This is a genomic window from Borborobacter arsenicus (genome assembly GCF_003934165.1).
GTDB classification, from domain to species: Bacteria; Pseudomonadota; Alphaproteobacteria; order Rhizobiales; family Rhizobiaceae; genus Pseudaminobacter; species Pseudaminobacter arsenicus.
In genome coordinates, this window is the sequence record NZ_RKST01000001.1 from 320819 (window position 1) to 346861 (window position 26043).

The following is a 26043-nucleotide window of genomic DNA, read 5'->3' on the forward strand; positions in this document are numbered from 1 at the left end:
GGGCTGCGGACAACGCAGTTCTCAACTGCTCGGCCCGCGCTCGGCTTCGGTCTTCTCGATGGCGATCTGCAAGCGAGCGTCGCGATCATAGACATCGTCGAAATACTCCACCTTGCCGCTCGCATCCGGCCAGGCTGTGAAATAGGCGACATAGACCGGGATCTTGCGCGAAACACGCTCCGTCGAATGCCCCTGCTTCAGCTTGCCGGCTATATGATCGACATCTGTGCCCAGAACGGCGGCCGCCATGCCGCGCGGGTCCTGAAGGCGCACGCAGCCATGGCTGAAAGCGCGCGTATCGCGCTCGAACAATGCCTTCTGCGGCGTGTCATGCATGTAGATGGCATGCTTGTTGGGGAACAGGATCTTCAATTCGCCCAGCGCATTCGCCTCGCTGGGGGTCTGGCGCACGCTATAGGGAACCTTGGCGCCATATTGGCCCCAGTCGATCGATGAAGACGGGATGCGACGCCCCTTCGAATCGGTCACCTCATAGCCGGATCGGTCGAGATAGCCGGGATCGTTGCGAAGCCGAGGCAGCATCTCATTGACGATGATCGACTGCGGCACGCCCCAGTAAGGGTTGTAGTCGACCTGCTCGATCTCATCATAGAAGAAGCTGGTCTGGTTCGTCGGCTTGCCGATGACGACGCGCATCTTCAGCTTTTCCGCACCACCTTCGATGAAGCTGGCGGTATAGGCGGGCTGGTTGATAAAGACCCGCGGGTCACCGAGTTCGGACGGCAGCCAGCGCAGTTGCTCCAGCGCGTAGGTGACCTTGGCGATGCGGTCGGCCCTTGAGGTTCCGGCCAAGGCCGCAACCGTACGCGGCCCGATTACGCCGTCGGCTTTCAGCCCCGCCTTGGTTTGCGCAGCCTTGATCAACGGACCAAGCTCGTCGACATAGGTCTCGCTCTGGCCGAAGCGAGCCATCACGTCATTATGTTCCGCGCCAAGCTCCTCGCCATGATCGCGCGCGATCAGTTGCAGAAGCTTGGGCAGTTCCGGGCTGGATTCGCCAGGCTTCAACAAGAGCTTGGCGTCGACCACGATATCGTTTTCCGCACTGGCCTTCACGGCCTCGAGTTCGACGCGCAGCGCCTGATATTCCGGATTTTGCGGATGGTAGGATTCCAACAAGCCGCGCGCGTCTCTGGCGCTGGCGAATTGTTTCAGCACATTGACGCGATCAAGTGGCTTGACCGGAAAATCATGGTAGCCGGAAAGCCGGTTCGGATTGATGCGACCGCCTTGCGCATCACCGACATAGCGCAACACACGCGCCGACAACGTCATCTCGAAACGTATCAATTCACGTTGCCGGGCGGCCATATTGTCCATGGAATAGGCAGCCCGCGGCACCGTTACGGTGTAGTCCGAGGTTTCCAGACCATAGCCGCCGGCTTCACTGAGCACTCTCACTGCCTCGCTGGCCCGGCTGTTTGCCGTATGGCCCGAAACCCAGATGAAATCCGGATTGGCAGCATAATAATCGGCAAGCGCCTTTGCGACTTCCTTTTCGGCATAGAGGTTGAAATCCTGCAGTCCCGCCAGCCCCTCCCGGAAGACTATTCCGCTCAACATCGGTTCGAAGGCGGCAGGTCTGGGTGCGGCTGTTTCAAGCGCCGCAAAGTCTACGCGCACCAGGGGGGCGGCCTTGTATGTGTAATAGGAAGGTCCGCTGATCTTCGCCACGGGCGCGTTCTTGCGCGGCGTGACGATCCGCCGTTTGGCACTTGGGGGCGGCGGAAAATCACTGTGCGGCGAGCGCATCACGCCATTTCCGAACAACGTACTGAAAAGCCCTTGAGCATCGGCTTGAGGAACGCTGAGGGACAGCGTCGCAGCGAGAGCGGCAAGCGGGACAAGGGCGGCCTTTTTCGCGAAGACTGTCATCATTTCCCCGTTCAACTGAGCTGGCCGAGCCCAATCTCCGCGAAACCAATGAACTCGGCCCACTAGCGGATATAGAGCGCACTCCCTTCGATTCATACCGATTTGGTTAAGGCTTTATGAAGTTTGGCCATTGCTGTTGCCCAATGGCTTCACGAGATTGCGAGCCGTGGCCGGTGGCAGAGAGGCGTCGAATATGCATCAATGCTCGAACATATTGCTGGAGATATCGGAGTTCGCTCATGAAAAAAGGCTACAAAACACTGCTTGAAGAAGCCAATGCCGAAATCGTGGCGATACCACCGCAGGAAGTGGCGGCACTGCTCGAAGATGACGGCACCGTCGTCGTCGATCTGCGGGACCCGCGCGAATTGCAGCGCGAAGGCATGATTCCCGGCGCACAGCACTGCCCGCGCGGAATGCTCGAATTCTGGATCGATCCCGAGAGCCCATATCACAAGCCGATCTTCGCTTCCGGCAAGACCTTCATCTTCTATTGCGCCAGCGGTTGGCGCTCCGCCCTTTCAACCAAGACGGCACAGGACATGGGTCTTGAACCGGTCAAACATATTCAAGGCGGCTTCACGGCCTGGAAGAAGGCCGGGCTGCCCGTTGCTATGCCGGAAAAGAAGGGCTGAAAGGATCAGTGCGCCATTTCGTCGGCACTGCCGGCAAATCCAACCGCCAGTTGCACAACCGTGGGGTCCGTCAATATGCGCCGGTGGCCCAGCCCCGGTGCCCACTGCAGCCGGACATGGGAGCCAGCAGAGCCAAGCGCGCTGGCATTATCGGCCGAGACCTCACGATCGTCCGGCGCGTGGATCACCAGCACCGGCACCTTCAGGCGCTGCAGGAATTCGGACCCGACGAAATAGGCCAGCCGATGACCGGAAATCCGCTCGACCTGGCGATCAGCGGATGACGCAGAACGCGGGCCGATATTGATGTGCCTGCCAAAGCCCGCAAAAACGTCAGACATGGCATTGGGCGCGGCAACGAGCACAAGGCGCTGGACGGATAACGGGGCGATGCCCCGAATGGCGCCAGCCGCTGCGCTGAGCGCTACTGCCCCACCAAAGGAGTGGCCGACGACGCAGGTGAACGGCCCGAACCATTCATCCGCCACCCGCACGGCATCGACCGCATTGGCCATGGTGAGCCGCCGGCCCTGCGATGCGCCGTGTCCGGGCAGGTCAAGCGACAGGACGCGAAAACCCGCCCTGCGATACCCCTCGATCAGCAAGCGCATATATTCGGTGCGTGAACGCCAGCCATGCACGACCAGCACCGTTCCAGCCGCCAATCGGCGCGGCACCGGCTTAAACTCATGGACGGTTATACAGCCGGAACGCGCTTTCAGCCGATGATGGCGGGCTTCGCTCATGAAATCGGCGGCACTTTCCACGGCCCGCCGCTCGCCCGCGGTAAGCTTGCGCCGGTCCGGCGTGCGGCAAAACAACTCGAACGCCGCTCGTCCGCCGAGCCGCGGCGTCAGATGCTCGGCCGCCCCGAACATGCCACGGATGACCTTGAGGCCAATTGATGCCATATTAGCAATCCGACCAATGGTTCAATCATGAACATAATAGTTCAAGCATGAACGATAATCAACAGCTGCCGTGGGACAATCCGCGCTTCCGCAACTGGGTTGCGGTTGCCCGCGCCTGCCATTCCGTCGAGCGCGCGCTGGCGGCGGCACTGCAACCGCTCGACCTCAAGCCCGCGCAACTCGATGTGCTGATGAATCTATACCGCCATCCCGGCATGTCGCAGCACGACCTGGCCCGAAAGCTGCTGGTCGGCCGGTCCAATATCACCATGCTCCTGCCGCAACTGGAAGGTCGCCAGCTTGTCCGGCGCGAAAGTGACTGCAAGGACCGGCGAATCCTGCGGCTTTCTCTCACCAGCGATGGCGAGGCACTGCTGATGAAGGCTCTCGAAGTGCATATGGCACTGATCGAAAAGGTCATGGCGCAATCTTCCGCTACCGAATGCGACATGATCGGTGAGCAGATGAGGCGCATCGCCGACGTCCTCAAGATCGATTAGGGCATCAGGCCTTCACCACATGCTGGCTTTGGCACGCGCCGGCCAGTCGCGATCATAGGCATCCCCGTCGATGCGTCTCTTGCTTGCCTGTTCCAATATCCTGCCAGGTGAAGGCAGCGACTTCGCATCGACATGTTTTTGTGGATTCCACAAATCCGAGCGATGGATGGCGCGGGCACACTGGAAATAGACCACATCGACCTCAATCACGATCACGGAGCGCGGCGGCTTGCCGTCGACCGCAAACGACGCGCAAAGCTCGGTATCGATAGTGATATGCGCGTGGCCATTGACCCGCAAAGTGGTGCCGGAACCCGGAACGAGAAACAGCAGCCCAACCCTGTTGTCAGCGAGGATATTTTTCAGGGAATCGAGGCGGTTGTTGCCACGTCGGTCCGGGAGCATCAATGTTTTGGCGTCATGGATGCGCACGAAACCGGAAAGATCGCCGCGCGGCGAGCAGTCGAGCCCGTCAGACCCGCTGGTCGCCAGGACGGCGAAAGGCGAATTTTCGATGAAGACGGCATATTCGGGGCTTACATGATCCAGTTCCTTGATCAGTGAAGCTTCGCCCGGCTGGCCGTACAGTTCCTCAAGGGCTGCAATCGTGGTGATGACCGACATTCGTAGGCTCCCTTGGCTCGTGGGGGCATCAGCGATGCCGCTTACTTTATCCTATCCGCGTGACAGGCCCTTCTCGGCAAGTTCAGCCAGATAGGCGTTCCAGCGTTCATCCTTGTCGCGACCGAGTTCCTCCAGATAGCTCCAGCTGAAGATGCCGGTATCGTGCATGTCGTCGAAAGCGATACGGATCGCGTAGTTGCCGACCGGATCTATCGACATGATGGCCACGTTGCGTTTGCCGGGCACGGTGATGCGTTGTTCGGGCGAATGGCCCTGCACCTCGGCCGACGGCGACACGACGCGCAAGAACTCTGCCGACAACTCATATGGCTGGCGATCCGGAAAAGTGATCGTCAACATCTTGCGATCCTTGGAAACCCTCAATTCCTTTGGCGCCGTCATGATCCCGCCCTGTCCTTTGCTTCCGCAAGAACCTACGCGCCTTCTTTGCTCTCGGAAAGCCCACTGCGCCACTGTGCCACAAAGCTGGAACCGATTGGTTCCGGGCTTGGGATTGCGGTATCTTGGATCGGAATGCTACCAAATGGTTGGAGCACAGGGCTTGAATGCGCGGCGCGATTGCATGACATTGACAGGATTGGGCAATTCGGCCGGGGTGGAGCGGGAACGGCAGTCATGGACATGATCGATCCTTTTGGGCGCACCATAAGCTATCTGCGCGTGTCGGTTACCGATCGATGCGACTTCCGCTGCACTTATTGCATGGCGGAAGACATGACCTTCCTGCCGAAAAAGGACCTGTTGTCGCTGGAAGAACTCGACCGGCTGTGCACGGTGTTCATCGAAAAAGGTGTCAGGAAGCTGCGCCTGACAGGGGGCGAGCCGCTTGTCCGCCGCAACATCATGCATCTGGTGCGCCAGCTCTCGCGCCATCTCGACAGCGGCGCGCTCGAAGAACTGACGCTGACGACCAATGGTTCGCAATTGTCCCGCTTCGCGGCCGAACTGGCAGATTGCGGCGTCAGGCGCATCAACGTCTCGCTCGATACGCGCGATGCCGACAAGTTCCACGCCATTACCCGCTGGGGCAACCTCGACAAAGTGCTGGCAGGCATCGATGCAGCTCAGGAGGCCGGGCTGAAGGTGAAGATCAACGCAGTCGCGCTGAAGGACTTCAACGACGCCGAACTGCCCGACCTGATGCGCTGGGCACATGGCCGCGGCATGGACATGACCGTGATCGAAACCATGCCGATGGGCGAGATCGATGAGGATCGCACAGATCAATATCTGCCGTTGTCGCTTTTACGTGCCAACCTCGAGCGCCAGTTCACCCTGACCGACATTCCCTTCAAGACCGGCGGCCCTGCCCGCTATGTCGAAGTGGCCGAAACCAGCGGTCGGCTCGGCTTCATCACCCCGATGACGCATAATTTCTGCGAAAGCTGCAACCGCGTGCGCCTGACCTGCACCGGCACGCTCTATATGTGCCTTGGTCAGGAAGACGCCGCCGACCTGCGCGCGCCGCTACGGGCCTCCGAGGGCAATGAGCTTCTGTCTAGCGCCATTGACGAAGCGATCGGGCGCAAGCCGAAGGGACATGACTTCGTCATCGACCGCCGCACCAAGCGGCCCGCCGTCTCCCGCCATATGAGCGTCACCGGCGGCTGATCTACCCCTATCCAGTTCTGATCTATTTATTTTTGCCGTTTGCGGTTTCGCAGCCGGCTGCTACATGCGGCGTTTTGGTTCTAATGGAATCGGACGTCTTGGCTCTTTCTCATAATCAGCGCGGCGCCCTCTTCATGGTCGTGTCAATGGCCGGGTTTACGACCAATGACGCCCTCATAAAAATTACCACGGCAGATCTGAATGCCGGTCAGCTCATGTTCGTGCGCGGCCTGTTTGCGACGATTCTGATCACCCTCATCGCCTGGCATCGAGGCGCACTAAAGGTGCCGCGCTTTGCCCTCCATCCATTGGTTTGGCTGCGGGCATTGTGCGAAATCGGCGGTACGGTGTTCTTCATCGCTGCCCTCCAGCATCTGCCGATCGCCAATGTCTCGGCCGTACTGCAAGCCGTACCTCTCGCTGTCACCATGGGAGCAGCGCTATTTTTCGGCGAAGGCGTTGGTTGGCGCCGGTGGCTTGCGATCATCGCCGGCTTTATCGGCGTGTTGATCGTTGTGCGGCCCGGTGTCGAGGGCTTCAACGCCTATGCCGTTCTGGTCCTGGTCTGCGTCATGTTCACAGCCTTGCGCGATCTCGTCACCCGCAAGCTTCCCACAGCTATTCCCTCCCTCTTCGTATCGGTCTCGACGTCGCTCGCCGTCACGCTTGGCGGCTGCGCGCTGATTGCGCCGCTGGGCGGCTGGCAGCCTGTTTCGGGCGAAAACCTGGTCCTCCTCGGCTCGGCGGCCGTGCTGATCCTGTTCGGCTACCAGTTCATCGTCCTGTCGACGCGTGAAGGCGACATCTCCTATATCGCGCCGTTTCGCTATACCTCGCTACTGTGGTCGATCCTGCTTGGTTACTGGATATTCGCCGACATGCCGGACGCAGCAATGATCGTTGGCTCAGCCATCATCGTTGGCTCCGGTCTCTATACACTCTACCGTGAACAGGTCGTCGGAAAGTCCATGAACGCCACAAAAAGCACCGCACCGGGCATGACGCCGGATGGCCTGTGAGTAATGACACGACAATTCCTCAATCCGAAGAGCGCTCCGCATATCTTCACGCTCGTCGTGGCGACGGCGCTAAGCAATCTGTCGATGAATGTGTTCCTGCCCTCCCTGCCGGGCATGGCACGCTATTTCGAGGCCGACTATGCAGTCGTGCAATTGCTGGTCTCGCTCTATCTGGCTGCGATAGCAATCGTGCAGCTGTTCATCGGGCCCGCCTCCGACAGATACGGCCGCCGGCCGGTAATGTTGGTTTGCCTGGGCATATTCATCATCGGAACCCTAGCTGCCATCTACGCCCCGACCATCGAGTTCCTGCTGGCCTGCCGGCTGCTGCAGGCTTTCTCGGCGGCAGGCATGGTGCTGGCCAGAGCGGTGGTGCGCGACACGGTCGACGCGGCACAGGCTGCAAGCAAGATCGGCTACATTACCATGGGCATGGCCCTGGTGCCGATGCTGGCGCCAATCGTCGGCGGCTTCCTGGAGGAGATTTACGGCTGGAAATCGACCTTCCTGTTGATGCTGGTGTCCGGCCTGCTCACTTTTGCACTTGTCTGGTTTGATCTTGGCGAAACCAACCACGTCAAGTCCAGCAGCTTCCTCGCACAGTTCCGTGCCTACCCTGAACTGATCGGCTCACCGCGTTTCTGGGGCTATACCGCAACGGCCGCGTTCACTTCGGGCGCATTCTACGCCTTTCTTGGCGGCGGCCCTTACGTCGCAACCGATGTCCTGAACCTGTCACCTTCACAATACGGCTTCTATTTCGGCATCATCTCAGCCGGCTATCTGCTAGGCAATTTCCTGTCGGGACGCTTTTCAAGCACCATCGGCATCAATCGGATGATGCTCTACGGCAATCTCATCGCCATCTTCGGGATGGCGCTTTCCCTGGGCTTGTTCCTGCTTGGCGTGGACCATCCGCTTTCGCTCTTCGGGCCGATCTTTTTCACCGGCGTCGGCAATGGCGTGACCCTGCCCAGTGCCAATGCCGGTATCGTCAGCGTGAATCTGCGGCTGGCCGGTTCGGCATCCGGGCTCGGCGGCGCGCTCCAGGTCGGAGGCGGTGCATTGCTGGCGGTGTTGGCCGGCGCGCTGCTGACGCCGGGCACCGGCCCCTACCCGCTGATCGTCGTCATGCTGATTTCATCCTTGGCCGGTGCAGCATCGACACTTTTCGTGATATTCACCAAAAGCCGGGGGGAGGATGAATGGTGAGCGCCAACAAGACAGGCAATCGCGTTTTCGGCATCGTCGGCTGGAAGAACTCCGGCAAGACAACGCTGACCGAACGGTTGGTAAGTGCGCTGACCCGACGCGGCTACAGCGTTTCCACGGTCAAGCACGCCCACCATGCCTTCGATATCGACAAGCCGGGCACAGACAGTTTTCGCCATCGCGCTGCCGGCGCCGGTGAAGTCGCCATCGTCTCGGCAAGCCGCTGGGCGCTGATGCATGAACTGCATGACCAGGACGAGCCCACACTGGACGACGTGCTGGCACGACTTTCACCTTGCGACATTGTGCTGGTGGAAGGTTACAAGCGCGGGCATCACACCAAGATCGAGGCGCGCCGCCTCGAGGCCAAGGAACACGCATCACTGGCGGTGAAAGATCCGCACATCGTTGCCGTGGCTGCCGACCATCCGGTAACCGGCGAAGCCCTGCCGATATTCTCACTCGACGATATCGAGGCAATCGCGGATTTCATCGAGACTGCAACCGGTCTGAAAAAAAACTGACGTTACGGAAGCTCCAAGCCTAATTTTCAGGCAAGGCAAAGAGTTCGCATGAATTGGTGAAACAGGCGCCAAGTCATTTGCCGGGAGCTGTTTTGCAGTTGCTTTTTTGTCGCGAACAATGGGAGTATCCGCCGCAGCGGAGAGCCTGAAGCGGCTTCCAGCGATGCCGCAATGATTTGCGGCGGGCATCAACAGGGGGAATATCATGAGAATTGCAATGCGTATCGCCCTTGCGGCGTCGACCATCGCTCTGGCGATCGGGTCCGCCCAGGCACAACAGCTGAAACTCAAGATCGGTACGGAAGGCGCCTATCCGCCGTTCAACAACCTGACTTCCGACGGCAAGCTCGAAGGCTTCGATATCGATATCGCCAGGGCCCTGTGCGAGGAAATGAAGGCCGAATGCGAATTCGTCACCCAGGACTGGGACGGCATCATCCCGGCCCTCCAGGCCGGCAAGTTCGATGCCATCATTGCCTCCATGTCGATCACAGACGAACGCAAGAAGCAGGTCGACTTCACCAACAAATACTACAACACCCCGCCGGCCATCGCCGTGCCGAAGAACAGCGACATCAATGGCATCACGAAGGAAGACCTGGCCGGCAAGAGCGTCGGCGTGCAGGGTTCCACCACCCATTCCAACTATTCGGAAACCACCTACACTGACAGCGATGTGAAGCTCTATCCGACGGCCGAAGAGTACAAGCTCGACATCATCAACGGTCGCCTCGATGCGGTGAACGATGATATCATCGTCCTCCAGGAATGGCTGGCAACGCCGGAAGGCGAATGCTGCAAGATTGCCGGTGCAATCACGCCGGTGGAGACGATTCACGGCCCGGGCGCGGGCATCGCCATCCGCAAGGGCGAGGCCGAACTGGCGGAAAAATTCAACACCGCCATCGACGCGATCCGTGCCAACGGCAAATACAAGGAAATCAACGATAAATATTTCGACTTCGACGCCTATGGCAGCTAAGCATTTTAGTTGCTGACAGCGTGAGTTCCGGTGACGGCGGAGACGCTTCCGCCGTCATCATTGCCAGTATTCTGCGCCGTCCAGCCCGTCACGGAGTTGCAACCGACATATGGATGTGTGGACGCTCATCAGTTTCGGACCGGACGGTTGGGGCGACGATATCGCCTATGGTGTCCTGGTTACCGCCTCGCTGGCGCTCGCAACGCTTCCGCTCGGGCTCTTCGTCGGCTTCATGGTCGCCTTGGCGAAACGATCGCCGGACAAGACGCTCCGGCTCGCCGGCGATATCTACACCACCATCTTCCGCGGACTGCCTGAACTTCTGACGCTGTTTCTGGTGTTTTACGGAGCACAGATCGGCATCCAGCAGATCGTGCGCGTGTTCGATCCCGGTGCGAGCATCGAGGTCAACAGTTTCGTTGCCGGCATGGTCGCCCTCGGCGCGGTCTTTTCCTCCTACGCCAGCGAGGTCTTCCTTTCCGCTTTCCGCGCCATTCCAAAGGGCCAGTATGAAGGCGGCTATTCCATTGGCCTGTCCAAAGGACAGACGATGCGCCTTGTCGTGCTGCCGCAACTCATCAAGATCGCCCTGCCCGGCCTGTCCAATCTGTGGTTGATCCTGCTGAAGGATACCGCGCTGGTTTCAGTGATCGGGCTTGCCGACATCCTGCGCCAGTCGAGCATTGCCGCGCGCGTAACCAAAGAGGCGTTCCTCTTCTTCGGTCTGGCCTGCCTGATCTATCTGGTGCTCGCAATCATCTCTTCTGTCGGCATCGGCGCCATTGAGCGCGCGGTCGGCAAGGCGGATATACAACGATGAGCCTGGCCGGCAGTCCAAGCGAAACCATCGATCCGCCGCCGCCACCGGCCCGAGGCTGGCCGCGCGAGCGCATCGTCGGGACGGCCCTGCTCGGGCTGTGGACGCTGCTCGGGCTTGGCATCATCCTGTTCCTGATCCGGTCCTGGGACCCGGATCTCTTCGCCAAATACGCGCCTTTCTATCTGAGCGGTCTCGGCGTAACGCTGGCCCTGGTGGCGATATCGAGCCTGATCGGTGCCGTGCTTTCCATACCGATTGCTTATGCGCGCATGTCGAAAAATCCGCTGCTTTACGGACCGGCCTACGCCTATGTCTATTTTTTCCGTGGCACGCCGCTTCTGGCCCAGACCTTCCTGATCTATTACGGCTTCGGCTCGTTTCGGCCGCAACTCGAAGCCATCGGCCTGTGGGGTTTTTTCCGCGAAGCCTGGTACTGCGCAATCCTGGCATTCTCGCTGAACACGGCCGCTTATCAGGCCGAAATCCTGCGCGGCGCGATTGAAAGCGTGCCGAAAGGTCAATGGGAGGGCGCAACCTCGCTTGGCCTCAGCAAATTGCAGACGCTCTACAAGGTCATCCTGCCGCAAGCACTGATCGTAGCGCTGCGGCCCTATGGCAATGAAATCATCCTGATGATCAAGGGCTCCGCCATCGTCGCCATCATCACCGTCTACGATCTGATGGGCGAGACACGCCGGGCCTATTCACGCACCTTCGACTTCCAGACCTATATCTGGGCGGCATTGATCTATCTGTCAGTGGTCGAGACATTGCGCCATGCCATCGAATGGATCGAACGCCGCATCACCCGGCACCTGAAGCGCTGAGCCAGAAATTTTATGCTTTCGGCGGCTTGACCTGACGCATCGATCGCATAGACCAGACACGAATCCTTCCAGCAAAACTCATGAGGTTGTGACATGGCGTCGGTGGCATTTCTCGGACTTGGCGTAATGGGCTATCCGATGGCCGCGCATCTGAAGAACAAGGGCGGCCACGACGTGACCGTCTATAACCGCACGACCGCCAAAGCCGAACAATGGGTTGCCCAGCATGGCGGGCAGCTCGCGCCGACACCGCGCCAGGCCGCCGAGGGCAAGGACTTCGTGTTCAGCTGCGTGGGCAATGACGATGACCTGCGCAGCGTCACCATCGGTGCCAACGGCGCGTTTCAGGCGATGAAGAAAGGTTCGATCTTCATCGACAATACGACTGCCTCGGCCGAAGTTGCCCGCGAATTGGCGGCGAAGGCCGATGCTTCCGGCTTTGAATTTCTCGACGCACCTGTGTCGGGTGGCCAGGCCGGCGCCGAAAACGGCGTGCTGACGGTAATGGTCGGCGGCAAGCAGGAAGTGTTCGACCGCGCACGGCCGGTGATCGATGCCTTTGCCCGCATGGTCGGTCTGATGGGCCCGGCCGGCTCGGGCCAGCTCACCAAGATGATCAACCAGATCTGCATCGCCGGACTGGTGCAGGGACTGGCCGAGGGCATCAATTTCGGCAAGAAGGCCGGCCTCGACATCGAAAAAGTGGTTGAAGTGATCTCCAAGGGTGCTGCCGGGTCCTGGCAGATGGAAAACCGCCACAAGACCATGAATGCTGGCAAATATGACCATGGCTTCGCCATCGACTGGATGCGCAAGGATCTTGGCATCTGCCTGGAGGAAGCTGATCGCAACGGTGCCGCCCTGCCCGTCACCGCACTGGTGGACCAGTTCTACAAGGAAGTGCAGCTTATGGGCGGCAAGCGCTGGGATACGTCCGCCCTGCTGGCGCGGCTTGAAAAATAGGCCCCCACGTAAAGAAGCATCGTCCTACCTTGCGGGACGATGCTTCAACCAGAATCTGAGTACGACTCATCCCGGATTGTTGCCTTGACGGGTGGAAAATGCCCGATCATGCGGCGTTTGAACTGCTTTCCTTGTCCAGGATCATATAATCCAGCGGCAGTTCGGTGGTGTATTTGATCTGCTCCATCGCAAAAGACGAGGAGACGTCGCGGATTTCGATCTTGGCGATGAGGCGCTTGTAGAAGGCGTCATAGGCGGCGATATCCGGCACGACCACACGCAGCAGGTAGTCGACGTCGCCACTCATCCGGTAGAACTCGATGACTTCCGGAAAATCCTGGATGACTTCGGAAAAACGCTTCAGCCATTCGTGACTGTGCGAATTGGTACGGATCGCCACGAACACGGTAACGCGCGTATTGATCTTTACCGGGTCGAGGACCGCCACACGCCGTTTGATGACGCCTTCCTCTTCCAGCTTCTGGATACGGCGCCAGCAAGGTGTTGTCGACAGCCCCACTTTCTTGGCGACGTCGGCAACTGCAAGCGTAGCGTCTTCCTGCAGAAGGCGTAAGATTTTTCGGTCGAGGCGATCCATGAGGTCTCCGATAGAAAATTATTCTATCATACTCGCCGGGCCGATACAATTTCACAAGCAAGAAATTCTCGGCGCGCGGGCCATCGGAAGAACCAAACTGTCGTCAAATCAGGAAATGCGAGAGCGGATTTCTGCTCTCAGGAAAGGCAGCAATTCCATTTCAAACCATGGATTCTTCTTCAGCCAGCCGGTGTTGCGCCATGAAGGGTGCGGCAGAGGGAGAACATGGGGCTTGCCCGACGCTGCATAGATCGCGCGCCAATCCATCACCGTTTCGCTCAGCGAAGGCCGGCGCTGGGTCGGCATGTGCCAGGCCTGCGCGTAAAGACCGATCACCAGCACGAGGTCGATCTGCGGCATCAAGTCGAGCAGCGATTTGCGCCAGGCAGGCGCACATTCGCGCCGCGGCGGCAGGTCCGAGCCCTTTGCATCCTGCCCCGGAAAACAGAAACCCATCGGCACGATCGCAAGCTTGTGCGGATCGTAGAACTCCTCGCGCGACATGCCGAGCCAATCGCGCAGGCGGTCGCCGGAGCGGTCGTCAAACGGAATGCCGCTCAAATGCACCTTTGTTCCCGGCGCCTGGCTGGCAATCAATATGCGCGCGGTCGTGGAGGCCACTACGACCGGGCGCGGCTCATGCGGGAGCGGCCGCCCGATGGGCTGCTCCACGCAGATGCGGCAGGCACCGATCGCCCCAAGCAGATGTTCGAGATCCGCGCTCACCTCAGGCAGCAGCGCTCGGCCGGCTGGAAACCGCCTGATACCAGCGGCCGACATGGCGCAATTCCTCAGGCAGCGCTATGCGAGCGGGCCTCATGAAGTCGATGGCGATAAGCCCCGTAATATCGGCGATGGAAAATTCGTCGCCGGCGACGTATTCGCGACCTTCAAGCTCGTCATCCAGCAATTTCAGGAATGCAAGGGCCTTCGGCTTGTTGGCTTCGCCCCATTCGGGAATTTGTGGAACTTCCCAATCCTTCATCGCCGGATGGATATGGCGAAAGGCCTGCGCCACGCAAAACAGCAGATTGAGTTCCATCCGCCGCTGCCACATTTCGACCTGTGCCTTGCCGAGCGCGGCGCGCCCGAACAGCGCCGGTTCGGGGTGCAGTTCCTCGAAATAGCGGCAGATCGCCACCGATTCCGTCAGGACCGTACCATCATCGAGTTCCAGCACCGGCAGGCGCTGCAGCGGGTTGCGGGTCGTGACCTCCGGCCCCCTGTGCTGCATGGCCCCCATATCGACCGGCACAAGCGGGATTTCGATCCTCTTTTCCGCCAGGAACACGCGGACACGCCTTGGATTTGGTGCCCGCCCGCCATCATAAAGTTTCACAAGCTTCTCCCGCCTCAAGATCTACGCCTGACTATAGGCCCACCATCAGGAAAACCGAAGGATTTCGCGCACCCAGTTCAACATCGCGCCGAAATAATCATGATTGCGCTCCACCATGCCGCCATGGCTGTCGCGCCAATGTCGTGGAACGTCGAACTCGCCGGCCCAAAGGCCCAGCCGCTTTCTGCGCGCGGTCTTTTCGACCTCCTCATAATCGCCATAGGCAACGGCCCAACCCTGCTCCACCTGCCTGCGGTTCAGGTCCACGCCATCCGCCGTGCAGACAGCAAGCAGCCGCCCATAACGATCACGCTCCCAGCCTGAACAGGTGATGCTGCGACCCGAAGCAAGCTTTGCCAGAGCCTCGCGCGCCTGGCGGCCACAGGCATAGTCGGTGCCATTCCGGCGGCAAATCTGCCCGTATTCCGGAGCATCTATGCCTACGAGCCGAATGCGCTCGGTTCCAAGCGTAATGGAATCACCATCGTTGATTATCGCAACACCGCCAATCCGCCGGGTTTCGACACGGTCCAGCCGGGCACTCACCAGAACCAGAAGGCCGAGAATCGCAGCGGCAAGACAATAGTCCAGGAACTTTCCACGCCGGTTGCGCCTTCGCGCCGGGCGTCTGCGCTGCCGCCCGCTCCACAGCATTCGATTCATATGGAAAACAAACTCTTAAGCTTTAGGGCTTAGCCTGCGGAATCGAACCGGTTGCTCGCACAAGTTGAAGACATTCATGCCGTTGCTGCGCTCTAACACAGCGGACAAATTCATTGTGGACCGCAGGAAGCCTCATCGCAACAGCGACGTGGCCCGTGCGGTGCGCAGATCACGCGATCGGCTCTCCCAACGCCATGGCACCCCCGTATTCGACCGCGAGCTTTTGAAGCTGCACGCACATGCCATTGTCGGCAGCGCCGCGACCATACCCCTGCTTGTGCTGATCATCACTGCAGCCGGGCTGCTTGGCGGCATGGCCGGCGACATAGTGGTCTGGGCATTCCTGACGATGACCTGCTATGCCGGGTTAACCTGGGTGGCCCACCGCGTGCGCAAGGCTGACGCGAGCCGGCTCAACACGATCTCAACCAAGCGCAACCTTCTTGCCGGCCATTTCATCAGCGGTCTCGGCTGGGTCTATTTTGCCACGCTTGGCTGCGTCAACTGTCAGGTCGAGCAATTCCCGATCATCAAGGCCATCGTCCTGCTTCTGGCCATGGCGGCAACCGCACTGATCACCTCATCGCTGCGCGGTGCGCTGCTGGCTACCTTCGCCCTCCCCGTCGCCGCCTACGCCTATATCGGCATCAATTCATGGGCGCCGATCGAGCTTGTCATGACCGGACTGCTGGCGCTCTCGCTGCCCTTTTTCAGCTATGTCGCTAGCCACTTTAACCGCTCGTCGGTGATGCTGCTATCATTCCGTTCGGAAAAGGACGCTCTGATCGCCGAACTGGAGACGGCAAAGTCGATGTCCGACGAGGCACGGCGGCGTGCCGAAGAGGCCAATATGGCCAAGTCGCGCTTTCTGGCCTCCATGAGCCATGAATTGCGCACACCGCTCAATGCAATCCTCGGCTTTTCGGAGGTGATGTCCAACGAAGTGCTGGGGCCGATGCAGAACCCTACCTATCGCGACTATGCGCGCGACGTGCATGATTCAGGCCAGCATCTGCTCGACCTGATCAATGAGATACTCGACCTGTCGCGCATCGAGGCCGGGCGTTACCAGCTCAACGAAGAGCCGGTGCGGTTGCTGCATATTGTCGAGGAATGCTGCCATCTGATGGAGCTAAAGGCGCATAACAAGGATCTGCGCATCATCCAGGAATTCGAGCCCGAACTGCCGCGCCTTTTCGCCGATGAACGCGCCTTGCGGCAGGTCACGCTGAACCTGCTGTCGAACGCGGTGAAATTCACCTCGACCGGTGGTGAAATCCGCGTGCGAGTCGGCTGGACGGCAGGTGGCGGCCAATATGTGTCGATCAAGGATAACGGGCCCGGCATTCCGCCCGACGAGATTCCGGTCGTGCTGTCCGCCTTCGGCCAGGGCTCGATCGCCATCAAGAGTGCCGAACAGGGCACCGGCCTCGGCCTGCCGATCGTGCAGGGTCTGATCCATATGCATGGCGGCGAATTCGAGCTCCATTCGAAGCTGCGCGAAGGCACCGAAGCAATTGCGATCTTCCCGGCCTCGCGTGTCATGGAAGTGCTGCCGGCGCTGCCGACACGCAAGGTCGCGGCCGGCGGACGCAGGCGCTGAAACGCCGGAGCTTCATGGCTTCAAAGTGCTGCGGCCATGCCGGTGCTGCACAGGGCAGCCGCCTTGACCAGCCCGGCAGCAAGGCCGGCCCCAACGCCCTCGCCATGCGAAAGATCAAGATCGAGCAGTGGCCGCATGGCCAGTCTTTCGATCGCCTGGCGCTGGCCGGGCTCGGTGGAAAGCTGTGCGATAAGGCAGTGATCGAGCGCATGCGGATTGGCGGCGTGCAGAACGCTGGCGGCGGCAATCGCAGCAAAACCATCCAGGATCACCGGGATCTTCTCCATCCGTGCGGCAATAATCGCGCCGGCAATCGCCGCGGTTTCACGTCCCCCCACGCGGCGCAGCACTTCCAGCGGGTCCTTCAAATGGCTGCCATGCAGCGCAAGCGCTGCATCCACCGCCTCGGCCTTCCTCGCAACCATGGCCGCATCGGCGCCTGAACCCGGACCGATCCAATCGGCCCCGGAGCCGCCATAGAGCGCGGCGAGGATCGCCGCAGCGACCGTCGAATTGCCGACGCCGAGATCGCCGATGCAAAGCAGGTCCGTGCCCGATATCGCTTCCATGCCAAAGGCCATGGTCGCCGCACAGCCGCGCTCATCAAGTGCTGCATCCCGCGTCATGTCGGCGCTCGGCAGATGCAGCGCCAGATCGAAGACCTTCAGCCCCAGATCATAGGCAAGGCAGATCTGGTTTATGGCGGAGCCGCCGGCGGCGCTGAGTTCGACCGCGCGTGCGGTCGCCTCCATCGGACGCGGTGAAATCCTCCGCCCGACAACCCCATGGTTGCCGGCAAAAATCGCCACCAGCGGACGGTTGACGGCGGGCGGGCGGCCGCTCCAGGTCGCCAGCCATGCGGCAACTTCCTCCAGCCGACCAAGCGACCCCTTGGGTTTTTCGGCCCTGGCAAACTGCGCGCGAACCCTTTCGCCGGCAGCCTCGTCGCCGGCCGGCAGCCGGGCCAGCAAATTGCGGAAGTCATCAAAGGGAAGCGCACTGGTCATGTCGTCAATGCTCGCTAAGATCGTCGTTGGCAGCGGCATAGCCGCGATGGTCACGTGGCACAATGGGAGTATGGTTGGATAGTGACAGGGCTTGCATCCGCCTGTCGTCTGACCCAATTGAAAGATGGCACAACAGGACTGCTACATGGCGGCAATTGAATCCCCCTGCATTCTCATATGCTCGATCGATATGAAGACCGGCTACTGCTTCGGCTGCGGCCGCACGCAAGGCGAGATTTCCGCCTGGATCGAGATGACGTCACAGCAGCGCCGCGAGATCATGGCCGAACTGCCGGCCAGACTGGAAACGGTCGAGCGCCGCCCACGCCGCGAAACCAGGCGTTCACGCCTGGCGCGCGGGCGCGAAGCAACGGGTTGACCCACTCTTGAGATCGGGTCGTTTCATCTGGGTTATTCTGGCGGTGATGGGCATCGGGCTTGCCCTGCTCATCTTCAATGACGCCAGTGGCGATGCGTCCGGCATTTCCAGCGACACTCTGGGTCGGGTTTTCTATCTCGGCGTTCTGGGCGCTGTGATCGGCGCCGGCATACTCGCCTCGCGCCATCGCTTCGGCGACATGGCCCGCAACCTCGCACTTTGGCTGTTGGTCGTGCTGTTGCTCGTCGCGGGCTATCAATATCGCTACGAATTGCAGGACGTCGCCAACCGCGTGACCGTTGGGCTGGTGCCGGGCAGCCCGCTCTCTGTGACTGATTCGGAGGGCCAAAACACGGTCACGCTTGAAAAGCTGCCCAATGGTCATTTCGAGGCACGTCTTTCCATCGACGGCAAGCCGGTTCGAGTGCTGGTCGATACCGGCGCGACCAGCACGGTGTTGACCACGCGCGACGCCGAACGTGTCGGCTTCGATGCGGAAAAGCTCGCCTACACCATCCCGATCTCCACCGCCAATGGCAACGCCACCGCCGCCCGGGTGATCGCCGGCGAGATCAGGCTTGGAGCTATAACGCGCCGCAACATGCCGTTGCTGGTCGCCGCGCCGGGCATGTTGGAACAAAGCCTGCTCGGCATGAATTTCATCGGCGCGCTATCGGGATTCGATGTCCGCGGGGATCGCATGATCCTGCGCGATTGAGGGAGCGAAGATGCGGGTAAAACGGATCGTCGCCAATATCGACACCAGGAACATCAGCGCAGCCAGACGTTTCTATCACGATGTGCTCGGTCTCGATCTCCTGATGGATCACGGCTGGATTGCGACCTACGGATCTGACGAGAAGGCAAGGGCCCAGGTAAGCTTCGCCTCGGAAGGCGGATCAGGGACCCCGGTTCCCGATCTGTCGATAGAAGTCGATGATCTTGACACCGCCCTTCAGCGCATGAAAGACGCCGGCTTCCAGATCGAATATGGACCGGCCGAGGAGCCCTGGGGCGTAAGACGGTTCTACGTACGCGACCCGTTCGGCAAACTGGTCAATATCCTCACCCATATGTGATCGGTAGGCGCGCTCACGCTGCCCGGCGGGCCGGATCAGAATCGACCTCGGCAAAGGCGTCGCGCAAGATATCTGCACCGGCTCCGGGCCGCGTCGCATTGGTTGAAAGAATCTGGCGGAAACGCCGCGCCCCCGGCAGGCCATGGAAAAGACCGACCATGTGGCGGGTGACATGGCCAAGCCGCCCGCCCTGTTCAATATGACGTTCCGCATAGGCGACCATGCGCTCGATCAGCCGCCCGAAATCAAAATCACCGTTGGCGTCGCCGAACAGGCTGGCGTCGGCGTCCGCCAGGATACCCGGCGTGTGATAGGCCGCACGGCCAAGCATCACACCGTCGACTTTCAGAAGATGCGCCTTTGCCTCATCCAGCGTCTGAATACCGCCATTGATGCCAATGAATCGATTCGGGCTTTTCGCCTTGAGGCGATAGACACGCTGATAATCCAGTGGCGGGATATCGCGATTTTCCTTCGGGCTGAGCCCGTCCAGCCAGGCTTTGCGTGCATGCACCCAGAGTGCGTCCGCACCGGCCGCAAAGACGCCATCGGCAAGCGTATCCAGCGCAACTTCCGGGTCCTGGTTATCGACGCCGATACGGCATTTGACAGTGACCGGGATCGAGACCGCTGCCTTCATTGCCGCGACGCACTCGGCGACGAGGTCGGGCGTCTTCATCAGACAGGCGCCGAAAGTGCCGGACTGGACCCGATCCGAGGGGCAGCCGACATTGAGATTGATCTCGTCATAGCCGAAATCTTCGCCGATACGCGCAGCCTGCCCCAGCTTGGCCGGGTCCGAGCCGCCGAGCTGAAGTGCGATCGGGCGCTCTTCGTCCGAAAAGCCCAATAGCCGCTCGCGCGCGCCGTGGATCACGGCATCGGCGACGACCATTTCGGTATAAAGCAGCGCGCGCTGGGTCAGTTGCCGGTGAAAATAGCGGCAATGCCTGTCTGTCCAATCCATCATGGGGGCGATGGCAAGGACTTGGCCGGAATAGATGCCGGTCGTGCTGTGCATAGAGCGGTCTCAATCGTCCGATCGTTTCGGCCTGTCGTATCCGTTGGGGCATCCGGCTGTCAAACCGACGCCCCCGCATCATTCCACGACGGGTTCCCCGCAGGGGCGGTAAAGCAGGTTGATCCACCATGAGCGGTTGGTTAGCCCCTTGCCGCCACCGCGTTCGGCCAATGTATCCACACCGACGCACCATTCGACCAATCGCGGCGACAGGCCGAACTCCTCGGCAAGATATGATGCTGCTTCCTCGATGCCTTCAGTGCAGGCTTCCGTTTTGCACAGATTGGCCTGGGTGGCGATATCAAGCAGCGCCTCATGGCCCAAACTGCTGGTGCGATACCAGACACCGAAGGCAGACAGGGCAATGACAAGCAGCAGAGCAATTGTGATTTTTATGAAAATTTTCAATCCGCACTGCCTGCATCAGGATAAGGTGCCGCAACCGGGTGAAGATTTAGTGCTACTGCTGAGGCAAGTCAAAGCAGGCCCGAAGCGGTTGTCAGGCATCATTGCCGTGTAACGAGTGGACAAGTCCCAAAAAGAAAAAGGCCGGCAGCATTGCCGGCCTCTCCCCTAGCCCAAAGTGTCAGGCATTCGCAGCAGAAACCGCCCGCTTGGCCATGACAACGATCAAATGTGCGCGATATTCAGCCGAAGCGTGCATGTCACTCATCAGGTCGGCAGGCGAAAGCTGCAGCCCGTCAAGCGCCGAAGCATCGAATTTCTTCGTCAGCGCCGTCTCGATTTCCTTGGAACGGAACACGCCGTCATCACCCGCTCCGGTGACTGCGACCCGCACACCGTCCTTGCCCTTGGCCACGAACACCCCGGTCATTGCATAGCGCGAGGCCGGGTTGCGGAATTTCTCATAAGCCGCCTTGGCCGGCGCGGTGAAGGTAATGGAGGTGACGATTTCGCCATCCTTCAACGCGGTCTCGAACAACCCCTTGAAGAATTTGTCGGCGGCAATCTCGCGCTTGTTGGTGGCGATGGTCGCACCGAGCGCCAGAAGGGCGGCGGGATAATCCGCAGCCGGATCATTGTTGGAGATCGAGCCGCCGATCGTGCCCCTGTGACGCACCGCCGGATCGCCGATCAATCCGGCAAGATGTGCTACCGCAGGTGCGACCTTCTTCAGCTTCTCGTCATTGGCCACCTCGAAATGAGTGGTCGCCGCGCCGATCGTCACCGTCTTGCCCGAGACCTTGATGCCCTTCAATTCGGCGATATGGGCAAGATCGACGAGATCGGAAGGGGCGGCAAGCCGCGCCTTCATGGCCGGGATCAGCGTCATGCCGCCCGACAGGAACTGTGCATCGCCGGATTTTGCGAGTTTTGCAGCCTCCGCCACAGAAGAGGCGCGATGGTAATTGACCTGATACATCTTCGTCCTCCCTCAGTTCCTGGCCGACGCGCGCAGGGCTGCCCAGACCTTTTGCGGCGTTGCCGGCATAGTGATGTCCTCGGTGCCGATCGCATCGGTGATGGCGTTGATGACTGCCGGTGGCGAACCGATCGCACCGGCCTCGCCACAGCCTTTCAGGCCGAGCGGATTGGAGGGAGACGGCGTGCTCGTGGTCGAAACCTGGAAGGACGGCAGGTCGTCGGCGCGCGGCATGGTGTAGTCCATATAGCTGGCCGTCAGCAGCTGCCCGCTGTCATCGTAATGCGCCCCTTCCAGCAGCGCCTGACCGATGCCCTGGGCGACACCGCCATGGACCTGCCCCTCGACGATCATCGGGTTGATGATATTGCCAAAATCATCGGCAGCGACGAACTGGATCACTTGGGTTTGGCCGGTTTCAGGGTCCACCTCGACTTCGCAGATGTAGCAGCCGGCCGGGAAGGTGAAGTTTGCCGGATCGTAGAAGGCGGTTTCCTTCAGGCCGGGCTCCATCCCGCCAGGCAGGTTGTGGGCGGTATAGGCCGCAAGCGCAACCTGGAACCACGGCACGTTCTTGTCCGTGCCGGCCACCTTGCAGGCACCGTTCTCGATAACGATGTCGCTTTCGTCGGCTTCCATCAGGTGGGCAGCGATCTTGCGCGCCTTGGCTTCGACCTTGTCGAGCGCCTTGGAGAGCGCGCTCATGCCGACCGCGCCCGAGCGCGAACCATAGGTGCCCATGCCCATCTGCACCTTGTCGGTGTCGCCATGCACGATGGACACCTGATCGATCGGCACGCCCAAGCGCTGGGCCACGAGCTGGGCGAACGTCGTTTCATGTCCTTGACCGTGGCTGTGCGAGCCGGTCAGCACCTCGATCGTACCGACCGCATTGACGCGGACCTCTGCCGATTCCCACAAGCCCACGCCGGAACCGAGCGAGCCGACCGCGGCGGAAGGCGCGATGCCGCAGGCCTCGATGTAGCAGGAAAAGCCGATGCCCCGCAGTTTACCTGCCTTCTTGGCCTTTTGGCGGCGCTTTTCGAAACCGTCATAGTCGGCTGCTTTCATAGCGGCATCCAACGAGGCGCCGAAATCGCCGGCATCGTAGTTCATGATGACAGGGGTCTGGTGCGGGAACGATGTGATGAAGTTCCTGCGGCGCAGTTCCGCCGGGGAAATGCCGAACTTCCGTGCCGATACTTCCAGCATTCGTTCGACATTGAAGGCAGCCTCGGGCCGCCCTGCCCCACGATAGGCATCGACCGGCGCGGTGTTGGTGTAGATCGCCTTCACATTGGCGTGGATCGCCGGAATGTCGTACTGGCCCGACAAAAGCGTGGCGTAGAGGTAAGTCGGCGTCGCTGAGGAAAACAGCGACATATAGGCGCCGAGATTGGCCTTGGTCTCGACCTTGAACCCGAGGATCTTGTAATCCTTGTCGAAGGCCATGGCACAGTGGCTATGGTGGTCGCGGCCATGCGCATCAGTAAGGAAGCTTTCGGTGCGGTCGGCCACCCATTTGACCGGAACGCCGGTCTTCTTCGATGCCCACAGGCAGACAATCTCTTCCGGATAGATATAGATTTTCGAGCCGAAGCCGCCGCCGACATCGGGCGCGATGACGCGCAGCTTGTTTTCCGGCGCCACATTGTAGAAGGCGCTCATCACGAGGCGCGCCACATGCGGGTTCTGCGAGGTGGTCCAGCATGTGTAATGGTCTTCGGCCTTGTCATAGTGGCCGAGTGCCGCGCGCGGTTCCATGGCGTTGGGAACCAGCCGGTTGTTGACGATATCCATCTCGACGACATGCGCGGCCTTCTTGAAGGCAGCTTCTGTCTCGTCGGCATTGCCGATATCCCAATCGAAGATGAGATTGTTTTCGGCCTCGGGATGGATTTGCGGCGCGCCCTTGTTCATGGCCTTGGAGGCGTCCGTAACCGACTTCAGTTCCTTGTAGGTGACCTCGACGGCTTCGGCAGCATCGCGGGCCTGCCCCTTGGTGTCGGCCACCACGATGGCAACCGCGTCGCCGACATAGCGAACCTTGTCGAAGGCGAGCGGCGACCACGCGCCCATCTTCATCGGCGTGCCGTCCTTGGAATGGATCATCCAGCCGCAGATGAGATTGCCGATGCCGTCCGCCTTGATTTCTTTGCCGGTAAGCACGCCGATGACGCCCGGCATTGCCTGCGCCGCCTTTACGTCGATCTTCTTGATCTGCGCATGCGCATAAGGGCTGCGCACGAAGGCTGCATGCTTCATTCCCGGCACGACCATGTCGTCGACATAGCGGCCGGCACCCGTGATGAACCTCTTGTCTTCCTTGCGCGCCACGCGAGCGCCAACACCTTCGATGCCCATGGATGTTTTCCTCCAAGATGAGGCATTCGGCAATCAGCAGTCGGCAGTCGGTTCCGAACCGTATGTGCCGTCCTGATACCGATTTCCTCCCTTTAATCCTATTGCCGACTGGCTACTGCCGATTGCCGCTCAGGCCGCCTTCTTCGCTTTGCTCGCAGCCTTGCCCTTGCTCCTCGCCATTGTCTTGGAAGCAGCAAGGATAGCCTTGACGATGTTGTGATAGCCGGTACAGCGGCAGATATTGCCTTCCAGTTCCTCGCGCACCGTTGCCTCGTCCAGCCCCTCGGGATGGCGGCGGATCATGTCGGTCGCAGTCATGATCATGCCGGGCGTGCAAAAGCCGCACTGCAAACCATGATGCTCCTTGAACGCGGCCTGGACCGGATGCAGTTCAGCACCGTCGGCCAGCCCTTCGATGGTCACCACCGTCGACCCGGAAGCCTGCGCGGCCAGCATCGTACAGGACTTCACCGCCTTGCCGTCGACATGCACGACGCAGGCGCCGCATTGCGATGTGTCGCAGCCGACATGCGTACCCGTCAGCCCGACATGCTCGCGCAGAAAATGGACCAGCAGCGTACGATCCTCGACCGTTCCGCCGACACGCCGGCCGTTGACCACTAGCGATACTTCCGACATGAAACCTCCCTGAGTGCCCTGCCTGTCGCAGTTTGCCGTTACGACCTCACCCGGCAATCCGCGCAAGCCATAATGATCTTTCGCAATCCAGAAGCAACGAGAATGCAGCCCTCCCCAAAACCCGTATATTGTACTTTCGCACACGGATTGAGCATTCAAGCATTGCTAAACTAGCCTCTCAAGGCAACAATGCACAAGATGAGGCCTGCGGCGACAACATCGTGGGCGGTAAGGGAGGAGATGTGGCGCTGACCTGTTCGCGCACACATTACGCGTGCGGCCTGTCGGCCCTGACGACCGACAGCGCAGATGCGGATGGTTTTGTCCGTGCAGTTGCCGACGAAGCAACTGCCATGGACGCCGATTTCGCCTTGTTTTTCTTTTCGCAGGCGCTGGTGGATGCCTCCTCGCTTTCAGGCGCGCTGAAACGGCACCTGCCAAACCTCGCCTATGCCGGATGCTCCACGGCAGGCGAGATCACACCCGCCGGCCTTGAAGACGGCCACATGCTGGCCTTGTTGTTTCCCCGCTCCGGGTTCACGGCAGTCAGCGCCCTGGTCCGTAATCTCTCTGCCGGCGGCATGGACGACATTGCCGGCAAGGTCGATGGCCTGCGGCGCACGCTTCATGCCCGTACGGGCTACGCACAATCGCCCAATCTTTTTGCGCTTTGCCTCATCGATGGGCTGTCCTATGCCGAGGAAGCCGTCACCTCGGCGATCCATTGGGGGCTGGACGACATTCCGCTGATCGGCGGTTCAGCCGGCGACGACCTCAAATTCAAGACCACGACGCTGATCTCCAACGGCTTTGTCGGCAGCGACTGCGCCATCGTGGTGCTGATGGCAACCGAAGTTCCGTTCCACGTCTTCAAGACCGAGAATTTCGTGCCGACGCAAGAAAAGCTCGTGGTCACCTCGTCCGACCCCGAGCGACGGATCGTGCGCGAGTTCAATGCGGAAGTGGCGGTCGAGGAGTTCGCCACGGCAGTCGGCGTCGCGCCCGGCGCTATGACGCCCCTGACCTTCGCCTCCCATCCTGTCGTGGTGCGGGTCGGCGGCGAATATTACTGCCGCTCCATCCAGAAGGTAAATCCGGACGGCTCGCTCTCGTTCTATTGTGCCATCGATGACGGCATCGTGCTGTCGATTGCCAAGCCGACCGGCATGGTGGAATCGACCCGTACGGCCTTGAAAAATGTCAATGAACGCCTAGGCGGCATCGATGTCGTGCTGGGCTTCGACTGCGTGCTGAGGCGGCTCGATGCGCGCAACCGCCAGGTTTTCCGTGATATTTCCGAACTCTACCGCACCAACAATGTGATAGGTTTCGGGACTTATGGCGAGCAATATCGGTCGATGCATTTGAACCAGACATTCACCGGCATTGCTTTCGGTCACAAGCAGGCGGCCGAATAACAGG

29 protein-coding genes are annotated in these 26043 nt (G+C 60.2%); 15 read left to right on the forward strand and 14 right to left on the reverse strand.

Annotated elements, in window-relative coordinates; all coding sequences use genetic code 11:
- Window positions 1-21: 21 nt before the first annotated feature.
- Window positions 22-1896, reverse strand: coding sequence for a L,D-transpeptidase family protein (locus EET67_RS09085; RefSeq protein WP_128626149.1), 1875 nt, complete (start codon window positions 1894-1896; stop codon window positions 22-24).
- A 239-nt stretch (window positions 1897-2135) separates the two neighbouring features.
- On the opposite strand from EET67_RS09085, the gene EET67_RS09090 reads away from it, so the two are divergent.
- The gene (locus EET67_RS09090; protein WP_128625822.1) at window positions 2136-2531 is read left to right on the forward strand and encodes a rhodanese-like domain-containing protein; all 396 of its coding nucleotides are present in this window, start codon (window positions 2136-2138) and stop codon (window positions 2529-2531) included.
- Between the two features lie 5 nt (window positions 2532-2536).
- Here EET67_RS09090 and EET67_RS09095 read toward each other — a convergent pair whose 3' ends face one another.
- Window positions 2537-3442, reverse strand: coding sequence for an alpha/beta hydrolase (locus tag EET67_RS09095; RefSeq protein ID WP_128625823.1), 906 nt, complete (start codon window positions 3440-3442; stop codon window positions 2537-2539).
- 47 nt (window positions 3443-3489) lie between these two features.
- Between EET67_RS09095 and EET67_RS09100 the strand changes: the two genes are divergently transcribed.
- Window positions 3490-3942 carry a MarR family winged helix-turn-helix transcriptional regulator gene (locus EET67_RS09100; protein ID WP_128625824.1) on the forward strand — a complete coding sequence of 151 codons (453 nt, stop codon included), beginning with the start codon at window positions 3490-3492 and terminating at the stop codon, window positions 3940-3942.
- Between the two features lie 12 nt (window positions 3943-3954).
- On the opposite strand, the gene EET67_RS09105 is transcribed toward EET67_RS09100, so the two are convergent.
- Window positions 3955-4566, reverse strand: a complete 612-nt coding sequence (locus tag EET67_RS09105) for a pyridoxamine 5'-phosphate oxidase family protein (RefSeq protein ID WP_128625825.1) — start codon at window positions 4564-4566, stop codon at window positions 3955-3957.
- A 51-nt stretch (window positions 4567-4617) separates the two neighbouring features.
- Entirely contained in the window at window positions 4618-4968 is a 351-nt protein-coding gene (locus tag EET67_RS09110; protein WP_128625826.1) for a gamma-butyrobetaine hydroxylase family protein, read from the reverse strand.
- A 234-nt stretch (window positions 4969-5202) separates the two neighbouring features.
- On the opposite strand from EET67_RS09110, the gene moaA reads away from it, so the two are divergent.
- From moaA to EET67_RS09150, 8 genes are all read left to right on the forward strand, one after another.
- Window positions 5203-6198 carry a GTP 3',8-cyclase MoaA gene (gene moaA, locus EET67_RS09115; RefSeq protein WP_128625827.1) on the forward strand — a complete coding sequence of 332 codons (996 nt, stop codon included), beginning with the start codon at window positions 5203-5205 and terminating at the stop codon, window positions 6196-6198.
- 98 nt (window positions 6199-6296) lie between these two features.
- Window positions 6297-7217: a DMT family transporter gene (locus tag EET67_RS09120; RefSeq protein WP_128625828.1), complete on the forward strand. Its 921-nt coding sequence runs from the start codon at window positions 6297-6299 to the stop codon at window positions 7215-7217.
- 3 nt (window positions 7218-7220) lie between these two features.
- Window positions 7221-8429 (forward strand): multidrug effflux MFS transporter, encoded by a 1209-nt coding sequence (locus EET67_RS09125; RefSeq protein WP_128625829.1) that lies wholly within the window; start codon window positions 7221-7223, stop codon window positions 8427-8429.
- Window positions 8426-8953: a molybdopterin-guanine dinucleotide biosynthesis protein B gene (gene mobB, locus EET67_RS09130; protein ID WP_245450822.1), complete on the forward strand. Its 528-nt coding sequence runs from the start codon at window positions 8426-8428 to the stop codon at window positions 8951-8953. The genes EET67_RS09125 and mobB overlap by 4 nt, the downstream gene beginning before the upstream one ends.
- Before the next feature lie 205 nt (window positions 8954-9158).
- Complete coding sequence (locus tag EET67_RS09135; RefSeq protein WP_128625831.1) at window positions 9159-9935, forward strand: ABC transporter substrate-binding protein; 777 nt, start codon at window positions 9159-9161, stop codon at window positions 9933-9935.
- A gap of 109 nt (window positions 9936-10044) precedes the next feature.
- Entirely contained in the window at window positions 10045-10755 is a 711-nt protein-coding gene (locus EET67_RS09140) for an ABC transporter permease (protein WP_128625832.1), read from the forward strand.
- Window positions 10752-11582 carry an ABC transporter permease gene (locus EET67_RS09145; protein WP_128625833.1) on the forward strand — a complete coding sequence of 277 codons (831 nt, stop codon included), beginning with the start codon at window positions 10752-10754 and terminating at the stop codon, window positions 11580-11582. Before EET67_RS09140 ends, EET67_RS09145 begins: the two co-directional genes overlap by 4 nt.
- Before the next feature lie 93 nt (window positions 11583-11675).
- On the forward strand, window positions 11676-12545 hold the full coding sequence (locus EET67_RS09150; RefSeq protein ID WP_128625834.1) for an NAD(P)-dependent oxidoreductase: 870 nt from the start codon (window positions 11676-11678) through the stop codon (window positions 12543-12545).
- 106 nt (window positions 12546-12651) lie between these two features.
- Here EET67_RS09150 and EET67_RS09155 read toward each other — a convergent pair whose 3' ends face one another.
- The 4 genes from EET67_RS09155 to EET67_RS09170 form a co-directional block, all read right to left on the reverse strand.
- Window positions 12652-13143, reverse strand: coding sequence for an Lrp/AsnC family transcriptional regulator (locus EET67_RS09155; RefSeq protein ID WP_128625835.1), 492 nt, complete (start codon window positions 13141-13143; stop codon window positions 12652-12654).
- 108 nt (window positions 13144-13251) lie between these two features.
- Complete coding sequence (locus tag EET67_RS09160) at window positions 13252-13923, reverse strand: uracil-DNA glycosylase family protein (RefSeq protein ID WP_128625836.1); 672 nt, start codon at window positions 13921-13923, stop codon at window positions 13252-13254.
- Window positions 13871-14482 carry a glutathione S-transferase gene (locus EET67_RS09165; protein ID WP_128625837.1) on the reverse strand — a complete coding sequence of 204 codons (612 nt, stop codon included), beginning with the start codon at window positions 14480-14482 and terminating at the stop codon, window positions 13871-13873. Before EET67_RS09165 ends, EET67_RS09160 begins: the two co-directional genes overlap by 53 nt.
- Window positions 14483-14527: 45 nt before the next feature.
- A complete protein-coding gene (locus tag EET67_RS09170; protein WP_128625838.1) occupies window positions 14528-15145 on the reverse strand; it encodes a thermonuclease family protein in 618 nt (205 codons plus the stop codon).
- A gap of 76 nt (window positions 15146-15221) precedes the next feature.
- Between EET67_RS09170 and EET67_RS09175 the strand changes: the two genes are divergently transcribed.
- Complete coding sequence (locus tag EET67_RS09175) at window positions 15222-16748, forward strand: sensor histidine kinase (protein WP_128625839.1); 1527 nt, start codon at window positions 15222-15224, stop codon at window positions 16746-16748.
- A 20-nt stretch (window positions 16749-16768) separates the two neighbouring features.
- On the opposite strand, the gene EET67_RS09180 is transcribed toward EET67_RS09175, so the two are convergent.
- Window positions 16769-17755 (reverse strand): nicotinate-nucleotide--dimethylbenzimidazole phosphoribosyltransferase, encoded by a 987-nt coding sequence (locus tag EET67_RS09180; RefSeq protein ID WP_128625840.1) that lies wholly within the window; start codon window positions 17753-17755, stop codon window positions 16769-16771.
- A gap of 145 nt (window positions 17756-17900) precedes the next feature.
- Between EET67_RS09180 and EET67_RS09185 the strand changes: the two genes are divergently transcribed.
- Genes EET67_RS09185 through EET67_RS09195 form a run of 3 tightly spaced genes read left to right on the forward strand, consistent with a single transcriptional unit; the run spans window position 17901 to window position 19213 of the window.
- A complete protein-coding gene (locus EET67_RS09185) occupies window positions 17901-18134 on the forward strand; it encodes a DUF1289 domain-containing protein (protein WP_128625841.1) in 234 nt (77 codons plus the stop codon).
- A gap of 46 nt (window positions 18135-18180) precedes the next feature.
- The gene (locus EET67_RS09190; protein ID WP_128626150.1) at window positions 18181-18852 is read left to right on the forward strand and encodes a TIGR02281 family clan AA aspartic protease; all 672 of its coding nucleotides are present in this window, start codon (window positions 18181-18183) and stop codon (window positions 18850-18852) included.
- Between the two features lie 10 nt (window positions 18853-18862).
- Window positions 18863-19213: a VOC family protein gene (locus EET67_RS09195; RefSeq protein WP_128625842.1), complete on the forward strand. Its 351-nt coding sequence runs from the start codon at window positions 18863-18865 to the stop codon at window positions 19211-19213.
- 13 nt (window positions 19214-19226) lie between these two features.
- Here EET67_RS09195 and dusA read toward each other — a convergent pair whose 3' ends face one another.
- The 5 genes from dusA to EET67_RS09220 all read right to left on the reverse strand — a co-directional run bounded on the left by dusA (window position 19227) and on the right by EET67_RS09220 (window position 24621).
- Window positions 19227-20234, reverse strand: coding sequence for a tRNA dihydrouridine(20/20a) synthase DusA (gene dusA / locus EET67_RS09200; RefSeq protein ID WP_128625843.1), 1008 nt, complete (start codon window positions 20232-20234; stop codon window positions 19227-19229).
- 78 nt (window positions 20235-20312) lie between these two features.
- Complete coding sequence (locus EET67_RS09205; protein WP_128625844.1) at window positions 20313-20642, reverse strand: hypothetical protein; 330 nt, start codon at window positions 20640-20642, stop codon at window positions 20313-20315.
- A gap of 178 nt (window positions 20643-20820) precedes the next feature.
- Window positions 20821-21618 (reverse strand): FAD binding domain-containing protein, encoded by a 798-nt coding sequence (locus EET67_RS09210; protein ID WP_128625845.1) that lies wholly within the window; start codon window positions 21616-21618, stop codon window positions 20821-20823.
- A 12-nt stretch (window positions 21619-21630) separates the two neighbouring features.
- Window positions 21631-23982, reverse strand: coding sequence for a xanthine dehydrogenase family protein molybdopterin-binding subunit (locus EET67_RS09215; protein ID WP_128625846.1), 2352 nt, complete (start codon window positions 23980-23982; stop codon window positions 21631-21633).
- Between the two features lie 129 nt (window positions 23983-24111).
- Window positions 24112-24621, reverse strand: a complete 510-nt coding sequence (locus EET67_RS09220; protein WP_128625847.1) for a (2Fe-2S)-binding protein — start codon at window positions 24619-24621, stop codon at window positions 24112-24114.
- A gap of 221 nt (window positions 24622-24842) precedes the next feature.
- Between EET67_RS09220 and EET67_RS09225 the strand changes: the two genes are divergently transcribed.
- On the forward strand, window positions 24843-26039 hold the full coding sequence (locus tag EET67_RS09225) for an FIST N-terminal domain-containing protein (RefSeq protein ID WP_245450823.1): 1197 nt from the start codon (window positions 24843-24845) through the stop codon (window positions 26037-26039).
- Window positions 26040-26043 lie beyond the last annotated feature (4 nt).

What these genes read in the sequence shown, in the direction of transcription:
- EET67_RS09155 (WP_128625835.1), bottom strand. Translation starts at nt 13,143, where the DNA reads ATGGATCGCCTCGACCGAAAAATCTTACGCCTTCTGCAGGAAGACGCT.
- EET67_RS09220 (WP_128625847.1), bottom strand. Translation starts at nt 24,621, where the DNA reads ATGTCGGAAGTATCGCTAGTGGTCAACGGCCGGCGTGTCGGCGGAACG.
- EET67_RS09085 (WP_128626149.1), bottom strand. Translation starts at nt 1,896, where the DNA reads ATGACAGTCTTCGCGAAAAAGGCCGCCCTTGTCCCGCTTGCCGCTCTC.
- EET67_RS09150 (WP_128625834.1), top strand. Translation starts at nt 11,676, where the DNA reads ATGGCGTCGGTGGCATTTCTCGGACTTGGCGTAATGGGCTATCCGATG.
- EET67_RS09160 (WP_128625836.1), bottom strand. Translation starts at nt 13,923, where the DNA reads ATGTCGGCCGCTGGTATCAGGCGGTTTCCAGCCGGCCGAGCGCTGCTG.
- EET67_RS09090 (WP_128625822.1), top strand. Translation starts at nt 2,136, where the DNA reads ATGAAAAAAGGCTACAAAACACTGCTTGAAGAAGCCAATGCCGAAATC.
- EET67_RS09105 (WP_128625825.1), bottom strand. Translation starts at nt 4,566, where the DNA reads ATGTCGGTCATCACCACGATTGCAGCCCTTGAGGAACTGTACGGCCAG.
- EET67_RS09190 (WP_128626150.1), top strand. Translation starts at nt 18,181, where the DNA reads ATGGGCATCGGGCTTGCCCTGCTCATCTTCAATGACGCCAGTGGCGAT.
- EET67_RS09175 (WP_128625839.1), top strand. Translation starts at nt 15,222, where the DNA reads ATGCCGTTGCTGCGCTCTAACACAGCGGACAAATTCATTGTGGACCGC.
- EET67_RS09095 (WP_128625823.1), bottom strand. Translation starts at nt 3,442, where the DNA reads ATGGCATCAATTGGCCTCAAGGTCATCCGTGGCATGTTCGGGGCGGCC.
- EET67_RS09125 (WP_128625829.1), top strand. Translation starts at nt 7,221, where the DNA reads ATGACACGACAATTCCTCAATCCGAAGAGCGCTCCGCATATCTTCACG.
- EET67_RS09100 (WP_128625824.1), top strand. Translation starts at nt 3,490, where the DNA reads ATGAACGATAATCAACAGCTGCCGTGGGACAATCCGCGCTTCCGCAAC.
- EET67_RS09210 (WP_128625845.1), bottom strand. Translation starts at nt 21,618, where the DNA reads ATGTATCAGGTCAATTACCATCGCGCCTCTTCTGTGGCGGAGGCTGCA.
- EET67_RS09140 (WP_128625832.1), top strand. Translation starts at nt 10,045, where the DNA reads ATGGATGTGTGGACGCTCATCAGTTTCGGACCGGACGGTTGGGGCGAC.
- EET67_RS09145 (WP_128625833.1), top strand. Translation starts at nt 10,752, where the DNA reads ATGAGCCTGGCCGGCAGTCCAAGCGAAACCATCGATCCGCCGCCGCCA.
- EET67_RS09170 (WP_128625838.1), bottom strand. Translation starts at nt 15,145, where the DNA reads ATGAATCGAATGCTGTGGAGCGGGCGGCAGCGCAGACGCCCGGCGCGA.
- EET67_RS09110 (WP_128625826.1), bottom strand. Translation starts at nt 4,968, where the DNA reads ATGACGGCGCCAAAGGAATTGAGGGTTTCCAAGGATCGCAAGATGTTG.
- EET67_RS09215 (WP_128625846.1), bottom strand. Translation starts at nt 23,982, where the DNA reads ATGGGCATCGAAGGTGTTGGCGCTCGCGTGGCGCGCAAGGAAGACAAG.
- moaA (WP_128625827.1), top strand. Translation starts at nt 5,203, where the DNA reads ATGGACATGATCGATCCTTTTGGGCGCACCATAAGCTATCTGCGCGTG.
- EET67_RS09135 (WP_128625831.1), top strand. Translation starts at nt 9,159, where the DNA reads ATGAGAATTGCAATGCGTATCGCCCTTGCGGCGTCGACCATCGCTCTG.
- EET67_RS09185 (WP_128625841.1), top strand. Translation starts at nt 17,901, where the DNA reads ATGGCGGCAATTGAATCCCCCTGCATTCTCATATGCTCGATCGATATG.
- dusA (WP_128625843.1), bottom strand. Translation starts at nt 20,234, where the DNA reads ATGCACAGCACGACCGGCATCTATTCCGGCCAAGTCCTTGCCATCGCC.
- EET67_RS09180 (WP_128625840.1), bottom strand. Translation starts at nt 17,755, where the DNA reads ATGACCAGTGCGCTTCCCTTTGATGACTTCCGCAATTTGCTGGCCCGG.
- EET67_RS09195 (WP_128625842.1), top strand. Translation starts at nt 18,863, where the DNA reads ATGCGGGTAAAACGGATCGTCGCCAATATCGACACCAGGAACATCAGC.